This is a genomic window from Pseudomonas sp. GYB4201 (assembly GCF_056312595.1).
Window position 1 is genome coordinate 14774 of sequence record NZ_JBWGIG010000019.1, and the last position, 12813, is coordinate 27586.

A 12813-nucleotide genomic window follows, 5' to 3' on the forward strand; every position below is an offset into this window, starting at 1 on the left:
CTCTGACCAGTCGGGCATCAGCGCTGGAAGCGCTAAAGTCAAAGCCTGCCAAATCTCGGCTTGGCCATGCTCATCTGATGATTCACGGAGCGCACGGCGCGATCTGCCTGCACCTGCTGGAGCAGATGCTCAAGCAGCCGTTTTGAGGATGCTGTCGATGCTTCCCCTGAGCAGCCAATTCCTCCCAAGCGTCACATGCTTTTTCATACAGACCCTAATGCCAGCGGCCGCTAGGGCAGTCGATACCATCATCCATAGCGCAATACTGCGGCTCAAACGGAACGCCGAAATTGGCCCGAGCGAGGTTCAATTGCTCAAAGGGATTGCCTACGGAATATCCGTCATTACTTGATCTGTCGTCATCCGCCTGCCTGCAACCTTGTCGTAACGCACGAACTTATATGATCAGACCTCTCCCTCCACCCTCCACTCTTGGTAAAAGTACGTTGGACCACTTTGACTCAAACCGTAACCATGCCGTGAAACGAAATTGACGTACCACACAACATCGACGTCGTAGCTTTCGACAGCAATGATGCGGGCAGATTTCTCTGCATCAGATTTCTTTGTAAACCAATCGGTTACCAGCTTGATATCCCGCTCAGGATTCTGCTCACTTCCGTAGTTCACGCTTACGAGCCGGACCTTTGAGATACGATCACGGCGCGCCCGCAAGTGTTCCTGCTCCGCCTCATATTTTGCTACCAAGCCAGCGCCGACGGCCTCTATATTGGTTGTACATGATCCAGGGCACGCGTATCCACCGGCCTGCAGCTTGGTCCGGCTTCTCGCGACTGGCTCAATCATATTCGCGCATCGGCTGCAGATCACTGCATTGCAGCTAAGGCAACTGCTTGTCCACTTCAGACGCATTCGACAAATTGTGCATTGGCGTACGAGCTTGTAACCCGTCGCACCAATTGCGCCTGAGGCCACAACAACCGCGATGATTGGATGCATATGAACCGTCACTCCTTCGGTAGGCTGGATCACGATATGGTGCATATTGGCAAGGCACTCTAAGCTCTGTACGAAATGCATCCCGACTCAAGCATGCTGTGTTCGAAAGCTTTTCGGGCCTCAAAAGCTCGCTGGCAAGCCAGCTCCCACACCAAAACCCGCCGTCACCTGCTTTTCATACAGCCCCTAGTGAGCTCGATCCGTAACTGCGCTACGCAGCCCCCCCCCCGCGGTAGTAAAGCGCTTAGTCCATCTGATCAGATGGGGTTCATAATTCGCTTACGATCGACCGGGCTTCATCGCCCGGTGATCTGAATTCACTGCACTATCGGCTTGCGGGTATACGAATGCAATCACTCGAACTACAGCGTTGGGAAATAGCTTGACTCACCGCTTTTGGAGAGAGCCTAGATAGATTTTGTCAGCGGCTTTAAATCTGGCCTTCTGCTTGTGCGGGTGCCAGGGACATTGCGCGTACGCCCAATAGCCAATAGCACACCGCCGATCAACAGAAGAATCCCCAGCAATTCCAGCGGCGGTGGCATGCGTTGCGTCCAGATGAGTCCATAGACCAACCCAGATATTGTCTGTATTACTGCGAGTTGCCCCGCGATCGAGATCGGCACCAACCCGGAGGCGCGATTCCAAAGCAACGTGCCGACCCAGGAGACAAGTACTCCCATCACCAGTGCGCCCAGAAGCAAGGGGAGGAATTTGTCGGCCTCGCCCTGGTGCAGGTGCACCGCACCGGTGCCGATGGCAACCGGTAGGGCGAGGAGGGACAGAGCTAACGCTCCAACCCCCATAAGCGTGGACCAAGTGCGCGAAGATAACTCCGGGTGCCTTCGTAGGAAGCCTGCGTTGGCCACCGCGTACGCAGTCCACAAGGCAAGTGCCACAAGCGCCGAAGCAATACCGATCAACAGGTCTGAATCCAAGCGGCCGTTTATCGAGCTGTCCCAGCGCCCCTCCATGACGTTGACCAAAATTAAACCAATAATAATAAAGCTGACTGGTATCAGCAGTCGGGAGAACGGGAACTCTTTGCGTATCCAGTTGCCGGTCAGCGCTATCGTCACCGGTAGTGTGCCAATAATAGACGTGGCAATAGGGGCTCCAGCATGAGTTATTGCCTGAACCAGGAAGAAGTAGTATCCCAGGTGCCCGGAGAATGCGAACAACAACGCAGTACCCCACACCCGCCAATTCAGTCCTCGTACATCCGTGCTCCGCCGGACTATTAATATTCCGGCGGACAACACGCCAAAGACCAAGTATCGGCCCAAGGAAAGCGCCACTGAGTCCGAGTTGGGCAACAGTAGCGGGATCAAGAACGCCAATCCCCAAATCAGGTTGGCACTAAAACCGCAAAGGATGCCGATGGACATCGGCGAAAATTGCAAACGCATTTCAAGAGTTCCCTATTTATCGATTGCATGGGCTGGACTGGGCCGTTTCGATCTAACTGAAGTCACGTCGCCACTGGCGCTTGCACTCCGGCCAGCCAAGGCCCGCTTCGTCAGTCCACGCATTAGGTCTGGGTGGAATTCAGACGGCAGCAGCATTCGTCCGGTGATTGCCAAGTACTTGCGGCTCAGGTCCGGGTCGGCACTGATGGCTTGGAACATCTTCAGCCGGAACGCATCGTTGCGTCCGACCAGAGAGTCCGCGCAGATGCCCTCCACGTGAGGGAGAATGGTGTCGGAGAACTTCTGCCGATACTCGGCCAAGCCCTTCGCGATTCCGGCTTTATCCAGTGAGCGGCCAACGAAGGAGCTGGCCAGCAAGTCGGCCGAGGACAGTGCGAAGCCGCACCCGACCCCGCTCATTGGGTCTAGAGACAAAGCAGCGTCTCCAACAAACGCGACTGCGCCCACCACAGGTTGACGAACCTGGCTGGGATAATCGCTGTATCCCAGCAGCTTCGACAGCGGGACCGCGGAAGCAGTCGAGGGAGCATCCGGTAGAGCGTTGAAGTACTCAAGAAAGCGCTGCATTCGTTCTTCAGTGCCGTGCCAGCTCTCTAGACGCGCCTTGTCAGCGAACAAAACGAGCAGGGTCCTACCCTCGACAAGCGGATAAGTGCAAGCCAGGTCGCGCTCGTGCATAACGAAAACCGAGCGATTGTCCTCTCGGGTCTCGATCCCCGAGAAATAGCCGAATAGGCAGGCACGCTCGTTCGGGTAGAGCGCGACCTCGCTATTCAGTAGCCTGGCCAACCGCGATTGACGCCCATCAGCAGCTACCACCAGCCGCGCATTGATACGCTGGGGCCCTACCTCAGTGGTCGTGTCGAGAGTCCACCCCTCCTCGTCCTCCTCAATACCCTCTACGCTAGTGGCGTCTAGATATTGCACACCTTCTTCACGCGCAGCCGCCCGCATGGCCGGATCGAGAACACGCCGCTCCAAATTGAGGGCGAACGAATCCGGCACCTCAGGCAGGTAGCCCCCAGGCCCTTCGATCAAGCCGCCGGGAGTGACGAAAACCGCCTTGGTGGGTACCGACCAATTCGCCTCGCGCAGGTGCGCCAGCCCAAGCTCGTTCAATAGCGGCGCCGCGTGAGGCTGCATGAAGTGCGTGCACAGCTGCTTGTGCGGCTGGCTGGCCAGTTTCTTTTTATCGAGGACGGCGACTCGGTAACCCATCTTGCTAAACCGAATCGCCGTGGCCATGCCAGCGATGCTGCCGCCAACCACTGCGACATCGAGCTCTGTGCGGTCAGAACGCAGAATGCTCATTAATTTGCTTCCCTTCTTCTGCCAAAATTAAAGTTGTTCAGAACCCTGAGCTCCGTCGGCGCATCCGCAGTCGACGTGTTGACTATGGGTTTGGCCTGCGGTGCCATCAGTGGCGTGCCCGTCCCGCTTCCACCAATCCAATCCTCCAATCAGCTCCTTGACCCGGAAGCCGGCGGACGCCAACTTGATCGCCGCCTTTGTCGAAGCGTTACAGCCGATGCCATCGCAGTAAGCTACGTACAAGGGTGACTTGCTCAGGCCGGATAGCGAGTCCTGGGAGATCGACCGGTGCGGGATGCTGATCGCGCCGGGGATGTGCTCCACCTCGTAGGCTTCACTGCTGCGACCATCTACCACGACCAGATCCTGGCCGCTCGCGAGGGCCGCCTCTAGATCAGCCGAGTCGATCTCGTATGCCAGTTTTTCTTGGTAGAATTCCAACTGGCTACGCCGTTCTCGCGACATCTCCTCTCCGTGCTCTGCAGGCTCTCCGTCCGGCATAAATCGCTTGGCGATATCGAACAGGTCGCCCAGAGTGCTCGGAGCTACCAAGGAGTCCGCGTATTCGCCTATGTCAACGCTACTATCTTCCAGCAGCGAGACCATCACGCCAACCGTAAGGAGAGAATCCAATCCCAGTGTATTGAGTGAGGTGTCATCAGTGTACTGGTGGATGTCCACCGGCCTACCAAGTGCTTCCTCCAGGTATTTGGTAACGCTTTGCTTGACTGCTACTGACATGGTTGCACCTCTTCAAACGGCTCGACGGTCCCGTCTGCCAACAATACAAAATGGTTAACGTTAGACTGCTGCACCGCAGCACTGACCTGCTTGATCAAATCACGCCCCTCGAAGGGAAGCAGGCCTGCAACCGATCCGACGGGCCCCCAGGCGAAGACTGTCGGGCGCATATAGCCTGGCAGTACGGCGTGAAGATATTTCTCTACTTCGGCTACCACCCGAGGCTGCTGGGACAGGACTACAAGAACGACAAGATCCCGGGCCGCGCGCCTGACAACGCCGGCGACCGCCCCCTCCACATCAGAACAGTCCAGAGCGGCACGTCGGACCTCACTCAGGTGAGTGCGTCGGCCGGCAAGCCACACGATCTCGCCGTCGTCGTGGCGATGAAACACAAGTTCGCCATCCGCGGCGTAACTGAAAATATCCCCCGTACGGAAGTAACGAGTTCCCCCTAGGCTGACGACGTGGCGCGCAGTCTCGGTTGGCCGATCAAAGTAGCTGCGCATCACTTGCTTACCACCGATCCACAGCTCGCCCTCAGTACCAGGTTGGCACTGCTCATTCCCGTCCTTCATTATTTTCACGGTCGTGCCAGGCAGCGGACGGCCTATCAAGTAGGCAGTTTCAGAACCTTCGCCCACCTGCCCAATCTCCCTGATCACGCTGAAAATCGTCGTCTCTGGAGGACCATAGGCGTGCAGGAGCCGGATCTGCGGCAACTGATCCCGCCAGATTCGAACAACCGCTGGGTTGCAAGCTTGGGCACCCGTCATCACCGTCTCCAAGTCTGGGAGTTTGGCCCGGGTCAGCTGCTGCCCATCCCCGGTGATCATGGCAAGGAGCATCGATACAGCGACCAAATGAGTGATCCGTTCGCGGCCGAGCACGGCACGTATAACGGCCCCGGCGGCCAGGTTTCGGAACTGGAAGACGTAACCGCCCAATGACAAGGGCAGCAAGGTGTCCTGAAGCGAGACGTCAACGTTGAAAGGTGACAGGCTCAGTACACGGGACTTCGAAGTAAAGCGAAGCACCTGATTGTGGTTGCAGAAGTAAGTAAACAGAGAGGCTACATCTACCTCAATGCCTTGAGGCTCGCCGCTTGAGCTGGAGGCGAAGATGATGTACGCAACCTCGTCCGGCTGATGGGCCACGGTTACGTGGTCCACCGCTGGTCCGGCCAAAAGCGAAGCCAGATCATCTGCGTTCAAGAGGCGGGCAACTGAGATCCCTGGATCCTGATCACCCAAGGTAATCACAGCCACCGGGTCTAGGCGGGTGACCAATTGGCGCAGACGAGCCGCCGGCTCAGTTGCATCAAGCGGGACGTAGACGGCACCGCACTTCCAAACTGCCGCAGCAAGGAGGGGCATCACCGCTCGTTTCTCGGCCAGCACCACTACCCGATCCCCGGCTCTTACCCCGTGCCGAGCCAACCAGTCCGCGACAGTCCTGGCACCCCGCTCCAGCTCGGCAAAGGTAAAGCTGCTCTCGCCATCGTTCACCCCCGTGCGCTCCGGCCACTTGAGCGCTGCGGCCACCAGCAAATCCCCGATGGCGGGTGCCGCACCGGACCTACTCTCATGATCAACCGACCATGGCGGCATAGAGATTGATTGAGTGTCGACTGCAATATCCATTCAATTATTCCCTTCCTTGAGTAAAACCCAACTCACGTTTATCCATCGCGCCAGAACGTTGATGCGAATTAAGAATCTAATTTCGGGCATCTCGAGAAATGTCGCGCACGTTGGGTAAACTGTGAACTGGGCGCTAAGTCGGAACCCCAATGATCACGGGTTCACGGTAGTGCTACGTCGTCGCCAAAACTGCGGTATCGCGACGTTGAACTTCGATCGATCCTTCCCCCCGCTTGACGCAGGTGGCAACGGCATTCGCGATGATCTCCAGCCCCGCTGACAATATGACGTCATCAATGGTCAGCGCTGGCATTAGCTTGAGCACCTGGTCTTCGCCGCCGCACCGTTCGATGATCAAATGCTGGCGCAGGCATTCTTGCGCAATGCTATCGGCCATATTGGGGTCGACAAATTCGATGCCGTAGAACAAGCCTCGTCCGCGCACGTCTTCGATGACGTGTGGGAATTGCTCAGCCAACCGGTGCAAAACAGCTCGCACCATCTTTTCACGCCGCTGGATATCCCGCTGCAAGTTTTGATCGGACCAGAAAAGCCTCAGCGCGGCGGTCGCGGACACAAACGCAAGGTTGTTGCCGCGGAACGTGCCATTGTCTTCTGCCGGTTGCCATTTATCGTGCTGCGGTGCAATCAGCAACAGGGAAAACGGCAACCCGAAACCGCTCAACGACTTCGATAGACATACCAAATCGGGCTGTATGTCGGCGAATTCGAAACTGAAGAATTGACCAGTACGTCCGCAACCTGCCTGGATATCGTCGATGATCAGCAAAATGCCATACTCGCTGGTCAACGCGCGCAAGTCTCGTAACCACTGCGCCGAGGCAACATTGATCCCCCCCTCGCCTTGGACCGTTTCCAGCACCACCGCTGCAGGTATGTCGATACCCGAGCCATTATCCAGAAGTAGTTTGCGCAGGTAGGCAATACTGTCACCATCGCCCGGAAGATATCCATCATAGGGAATTCTCGTCACGTGGGGGTCTTGGACCTGCTGTCGATGGTAGCGATTGCCGGTCAGGCCGAGCGACGTTCCGGACATACCATGAAAGCCATTGGTGAACGCAACTACATTGTGCCGCCCTGTGACCTTACGCGACAACTTGACGGCCGATTCGATAACGCTGGTACCCGTCGGCCCGGTGAACTGAAGCCGGTAGTCCATGTGTCTCGGCGTGAGTATAGTTTGGGAAAAGGTATCGATAAATTCGCGCTTGGCCACCGTGTGCATATCGAGCGCGGCCTGGACACCATCCGACATCAGATACTTGAGCAGATCCGCCTTCAATTCAGGCGGGTTATGACCGTAGTTCACCGAACCAGCGCAACTCAGAAAGTCGATGTACCGTGTACCATTAGTGTCATATAAAAAGCTTGCACATGCCCGTTCGATCACCATCGGGAAACGGCGGCAGTATGACCGCACTGTCGATTCATGCTGAGCGAAAATCGAATTATCATCCTTGCTAATACTCATTGCATTTCGGCTCCTGTGAACTTAGCTACATGATCGTTATGACACACTGGTTGTCGCTGTCCCTGGGCTGCCGTCCGGGCGCCCAGCTGTGACGATGCGGTTAAATTTCCAAGTTTTTTCGACAGTGACTCATAAATGTCACGCGCCCTCAATGCCAGCAGGCTGAACGAGCCGGCATCGCCATAGCCGTGTGAAGATTCGCACAGACCATTCAAATAGAGCGGCGGGATCGCATGGCCGTCGCGTGCCGACAAACTGTAGTCTCGCTGGATATGCAGTATTCCGTCCTGGGTGACAGTCAAATACTCATGCAAATCTTTCAGGATCGGCGGGCAACTCTCCTCACCCTCGTCAACGCCCAAATTGCGAAAACCAGTGGCGAGCACGATGGCATCAATGTTTTCGATTTTCTGTACGGCGCCTGTGTTTAGCTCTTTGACTTCAAGCTGCAAAAGCCCCTCCGCTCCATCCTGGAGGTCGCAGGACAGGATTTCGCTTGAGGAGGCCATGCGAATGCGTTCAGCATGGCGCAACCGGTCTTCATAGATCCTGGCGTACAGGCTGGTGATCACATCCTTGTCGACCGACGAGTAGTTGGTGTAATGCAGATGTTGGTTGATACGCTTCTTTCCATCGCCCGGCAGGTTGTAGTAATAGTCAACAAACTCCGGAAAATACACGTGCTCGCTGAATTGGCTAGTGTCCTTCAAGCGGTAGCCATAGGCACGCATCACGTTGCTTATCTGTGCATCCGGGCACCGGTCGCGCAGATGCAGAACGAGCTCCGCCGCGCTTTGGCTTCCGCCGATGACGGCGATATGCTGCAGAGGAGCAACCTTCCCCAATGTCTCCAGGCGATGATTGAATTCGGTAAGGTGAAATACCTTGGCTGGATCGAAACCGACGAATAGAGCCGGGACCAGGGGTGTGCGGCCTGGCGCGACGATCACGCTGCGCGCCCTAATCGATTCGCCAGCTTCCGTCGTTACGAGAAACAGGTTGGGATCGTACGGATCCAACCGAAGTGATTCAACTGCTGTACCGTAGCGCACATCCTTGGAGAAGAAATCTGCAACCCACGAAACGTACTGGGCATATTCATAGCGTAGTGGAAACTCCAGGCCCAGATTGAGGTGGTCGAACAAACGATCGTTTTCTACTAGAAAATTCATGAAAGTGTAGCGGCTACGCGGGTTGCGTGGTGTCACAAGGTCGCGGCAAGGGTGGTTCTGAATATCAGATCCAGGCAATAGCATTTCTGGTTGCCAAGTCGGACCTGCGCGCCGCTCTAGAAACAGCCTCGAACCGGAGAATTGATACTCTTCAAGAGCAATCGCCAAAGCGATGTTTGCTGGCCCAAAGCCGACCCCAACAATATCGTAAATTTGCATAAGCTTCTCTACATCCCTGTGTTGATGGTTCTTTCATGCGACGGCGACGTGCCCGACATAATCCCAGCGCTTTATCTTGCGGCCTTCGAACTCAAGGAATTCATGGATTCTAACTATCACTCGTTCACCGCTCGATTTCTTGGTGTACCGGGCAACGACCTCTACACCCGCCACATCTGCCGAAAATACTCGCAGCGTTTTTTCAAGCTTATACTCAGCTAAGTCTGCGTAACGCTCCAGCAGAAACGCGTATAAATTATCTGCACCAGTGATGACATGCTCGTTATATCGAACAACGACATCATCTGTAAAACAGGACATAATCGACGACAACTCCATTTTGTTAAATACGTCGACGATATCCTCCAGAATGGATCGATAATATTTTTCCAAGTCTACCTCAAGCGCCCTATTCATTTTTTTCCTCGATAGTCTCAGTGGCATAAAGGGTCGACAGAATGTGCCTGACTGCGCTTCTAGCGGCCTCGAGTTTGCCAGCGTAGAGACAGAAGTCATGGGGTAGGTCGTCGAAGTGGCAATGTCGGACAGCAACATCGTTGTTCTCCATCGTGACCTTCCAATACAATCCTTCGTCGCGCAGTACATCGCAGCCGGAAGTGATCAACGTGCAGGGCGCGAGCGCATGACGCTCCTGCGCGCTGAGTTTGAACGGATTAAACTCATGCGCCTGGAAATAAGGCAGTAGGAATTCTCTGAAGCGTCGCATCGCGCTCGCATCGAGGAAATATCCTTTGCCGAACTCCTCGTAGGAAGGATGTTCCGACTGCAACTCCAGCACTGGATAAATCAGTAACAGCTTGGCGAAGCGGCCGGGACGATGACGTATCGCAATGTATAAGGCAAGTAGAGCTCCGACGCTGTCGCCGGCCAGTACAATCGGTCGACCGTCGTCGTCCAACTGGGCGTCTATACACCTGATCAAGCCTGAGATGGATTGTTCCATCGTATGCTCGGGCGCCTTTTGATAATCGAATGCTTCAATCGGCGTTCCCAGCGTGTTGGCCCAGAATTGCAGCAGCGGGGTGAAAACGGCGGTGTTGTAATAGACCATACCGCCGCCGTGGATATAGAATACCCGGATGTTTGCTTTTTGCGACGGGCCGTCAACAGATACAGGGTGGATGACTGTCGCATGCTCGCCATGGACGATTTGCGCGCCAGCTTCTATTTCCCCGCTGGCGAATCGCTTAATCCACCGTTGCGCATTGGCACGGTCTTCCATGATGCTGATGGCAGGTCGCCCACCGCCGATAATCATGCGCGCTGCCGCGAGCGCTCGGAACTCAGGATGCAAACGATTCAAAATCTGCACTCCTCGAAGCCGCCGGCAGGAGTTACCCGATAAGCCACACAATTGGCCGGTGAGCACTCTCGCTCTTCATCGAAACGCAGTACGCCAAGCACAGTGTTCCAGGTCTTCTGTTGAAGGCTTTCCCCGCATGCTTCTACCGCGATCTGCATCGCTGCAATAGTTTCCCAGAAATAGCATCCTGGTTCAGCACCGTATGCCGCTTGATAAGCCTTGCGCAGTTGTTCAGCATCCCGGCCCTGAGGGTTGGGAACCAGACCAATGATGAACACGTCGCTGCCATAAGCCTGTGCTGGAGCGAGGATCTCCGGCGCCAGGGCATCGTCGGTCAACAGCAAGGTCCGCTTGTTGCTGCCGGACTCGGCCATGAATTCGATTGAGCGCTTGAAGCTGCCGCTGAACAGAATGCAACTCCGCCCTTCCTCTGATACTGGTGCCTGGCACCGCAACGCATTGGCTACGCTTTGCCCATGAACGGTCCCGTCGTGTCTGATATCGTCAAGCCGCAAGCCATGAAGCCGGCAGAAACGGCTGATCGCTTCCACGTAGGTGTCGTCATGATCGCAAATGCGAAATGTCGTGGCGCTTCGCGTGAGCTGCCGAGCAGTTGCTGCCGGTAAAAGCAGCGGTATATCTACTGCTGAATAGATAGGCCCTGCTGCTGCTGCCGCCGCCGAAGCAAAATGACCGATGACCGCACGCGGACTCCACGCGACAATGTCGGCAGCGACTTGAGCGGCCGTTTCTGCGTCTGCGTTGTCATTGAACATCTCGATCAATACTTCGCTTCCTTCATTCCGGCCCTGATTCCAGAACTGCTGAAACAACGCTACCGCGCGCTTGAAAGTGACGGTATGGACGGAGCGTTGTTCATCGAGACAGGCCACCATGGCGAGGCGAATACTCATGACGGCACTCCCGCTTCCTGCGATGCTGCCAACTGACGTGCCAGTTCAACCGCCACAGCCGGGATGTACTTTGCGCCGCGGCCGGAAAAGCCAGCGGCAAAAATGATCCGTTCGGCATCCGGGCTCGGACCGATACGCGGCATGAAGTCAGGGGTATAGCCGTCGTAACCGGGCCGCGTATCCATCAATTCGGTATTTCGCGTACCGGTCAAATGGCGTGCAAGCTCCGCATTGCATAGTCCGGCACCGGGCAAATCGAACAACAATTGGTCGTGCCGAGTTGCGTCATGCTGAGGTGCTCCACCAGCAAAGAGGAACTCCGAACCATCCGGCCGTACGTACCCGCCCGACAATTCGTCGATGATGCAATACGGCGGAACGGCCTCTACGGGACTACGCACACTGCTGAGCGGAATCGAGCGGCAGAACAATTCGGGCACCTGCGCCAGCGATGAGGTTGCAGCACCGGTTGCCAAAACGATCCGGCGCCCCTTCAAAACCCCATGCGCGAGCATTACCTCTGCCGACTCCTCGTTGCAGCCCACTTTCAACACCGTGCTGCCTTCAAGTACCGTCGCGCCGTGCTCCTTGGCCGACTGCACGAACATGCGAGCCGCCAGGCGAGTATCAGCATATCCAGCACGAGGTTCATGCAGCACGATGCCGTCGCTCTCGACAAGATGTCTGACCTTGTCCGGTAGCGCAGGCGAGGACGCGGAAAGTACTTCAATCGGCAAGTCCGCGTGGTCGTACTTAGAAAGCGTGACAAGCGCCGCCTCGCGGTTGGTCCGTTTGACGAAGTAATACAAGCCACAAGACACAAACGGCGAAGGACCTGGCAAAGTCCAATTGTTCCACTCACGCGCGCCGCGCACCCCCCATTCCATAAGCCTGGGATGGGGATCATACACGCGAACAATACCGCGGGAATGCGCCGTGGCGCCGGCACCACCTGCCGAGCTAGCTTCGATCAGCATCGTATCGAGACCCAGGCGAGCGCATTGATAAGCCAATGCAGCCCCCATCAGTCCTGCGCCTACAACAATGACATCCTTCATCTGGTGTATTCCGCAGGTTGGAGTGACTTTAGTCATGGACTGTCGAGGACTTGCGTGCGGCGCTGAACGACTCAACGCCCCCCTCATTCCACCAGATCGTGTAGAAGTGAAACGGGTTGTCACTGTCATTGCGCACGAAATGACGCTGCCCTTGCGGAATAAAGACCTGGTCGCCCTGTGTGATTTCGAACTCGTCATCGCCGATGATGACGACAGCCTTGCCCTCGATGCCGATGAAGAGTTCGTCCTCGTCGGCCGGTTGGTTAACGTGGTCGAGCGACGAACTATGCGGCGCTACAATGCAATACCCAGATCCGAACGGCGCGTTCACGTTAATCCATGGAAATGTCCGCACACCGGCCAAACCGTACTCGTGCATCAATGTCTGATCCGAAAATCGTTTCACTAACATAACTATCCCTCTGAAACACCAATGTGAGTAAAATTGAAAATTATGCAACCCACGGTGACACACGCTAGTTGGTAAATTCGCTTAATTAGAAGCCCATGCCGCCGAACTTGACAGGCACGACTCGACTCCCCCCT

At 55.9% G+C, this 12813-nt stretch carries 12 protein-coding genes and 1 pseudogene; all 13 read right to left on the minus strand.

Annotation, left to right across the window (positions count from 1 at the left end; all coding sequences use genetic code 11):
• Window positions 1-4 precede the first annotated feature (4 nt).
• A pseudogene (locus tag AC0Z2B_RS18550) lies at window positions 5-211 on the minus strand (ATP-binding protein); the annotation flags it as partial.
• A 194-nt stretch (window positions 212-405) separates the two neighbouring features.
• Window positions 406-1041: a hypothetical protein gene (locus tag AC0Z2B_RS18555; RefSeq protein WP_476298584.1), complete on the minus strand. Its 636-nt coding sequence runs from the start codon at window positions 1039-1041 to the stop codon at window positions 406-408.
• A gap of 326 nt (window positions 1042-1367) precedes the next feature.
• On the minus strand, window positions 1368-2369 hold the full coding sequence (locus AC0Z2B_RS18560; protein WP_476298585.1) for a DMT family transporter: 1002 nt from the start codon (window positions 2367-2369) through the stop codon (window positions 1368-1370).
• 12 nt (window positions 2370-2381) lie between these two features.
• The gene (locus tag AC0Z2B_RS18565; protein ID WP_476298586.1) at window positions 2382-3701 is read right to left on the minus strand and encodes an NAD(P)/FAD-dependent oxidoreductase; all 1320 of its coding nucleotides are present in this window, start codon (window positions 3699-3701) and stop codon (window positions 2382-2384) included.
• Between the two features lie 27 nt (window positions 3702-3728).
• Window positions 3729-4442, minus strand: a complete 714-nt coding sequence (locus AC0Z2B_RS18570; protein WP_476298588.1) for a rhodanese-like domain-containing protein — start codon at window positions 4440-4442, stop codon at window positions 3729-3731.
• Window positions 4433-6085, minus strand: coding sequence for an AMP-binding protein (locus AC0Z2B_RS18575; RefSeq protein WP_476298590.1), 1653 nt, complete (start codon window positions 6083-6085; stop codon window positions 4433-4435). The genes AC0Z2B_RS18570 and AC0Z2B_RS18575 overlap by 10 nt, the downstream gene beginning before the upstream one ends.
• A 172-nt stretch (window positions 6086-6257) precedes the next feature.
• Window positions 6258-7580 carry a diaminobutyrate--2-oxoglutarate transaminase gene (ectB, locus tag AC0Z2B_RS18580; protein WP_476298592.1) on the minus strand — a complete coding sequence of 441 codons (1323 nt, stop codon included), beginning with the start codon at window positions 7578-7580 and terminating at the stop codon, window positions 6258-6260.
• Window positions 7577-8971 (minus strand): SidA/IucD/PvdA family monooxygenase, encoded by a 1395-nt coding sequence (locus tag AC0Z2B_RS18585; protein WP_476298594.1) that lies wholly within the window; start codon window positions 8969-8971, stop codon window positions 7577-7579. The genes ectB and AC0Z2B_RS18585 overlap by 4 nt, the downstream gene beginning before the upstream one ends.
• A 33-nt stretch (window positions 8972-9004) precedes the next feature.
• Window positions 9005-9388, minus strand: a complete 384-nt coding sequence (locus AC0Z2B_RS18590; RefSeq protein ID WP_476298595.1) for a nuclear transport factor 2 family protein — start codon at window positions 9386-9388, stop codon at window positions 9005-9007.
• Entirely contained in the window at window positions 9381-10295 is a 915-nt protein-coding gene (locus AC0Z2B_RS18595) for an alpha/beta hydrolase fold domain-containing protein (RefSeq protein WP_476298596.1), read from the minus strand. Before AC0Z2B_RS18595 ends, AC0Z2B_RS18590 begins: the two co-directional genes overlap by 8 nt.
• Entirely contained in the window at window positions 10292-11209 is a 918-nt protein-coding gene (locus AC0Z2B_RS18600; protein WP_476298598.1) for a type 1 periplasmic-binding domain-containing protein, read from the minus strand. Before AC0Z2B_RS18600 ends, AC0Z2B_RS18595 begins: the two co-directional genes overlap by 4 nt.
• On the minus strand, window positions 11206-12267 hold the full coding sequence (locus AC0Z2B_RS18605; protein WP_476298600.1) for an NAD(P)/FAD-dependent oxidoreductase: 1062 nt from the start codon (window positions 12265-12267) through the stop codon (window positions 11206-11208). The genes AC0Z2B_RS18600 and AC0Z2B_RS18605 overlap by 4 nt, the downstream gene beginning before the upstream one ends.
• Before the next feature lie 28 nt (window positions 12268-12295).
• Window positions 12296-12673, minus strand: a complete 378-nt coding sequence (locus AC0Z2B_RS18610) for a cupin domain-containing protein (protein ID WP_476298602.1) — start codon at window positions 12671-12673, stop codon at window positions 12296-12298.
• Between the last annotated feature and the right edge of the window lie 140 nt (window positions 12674-12813).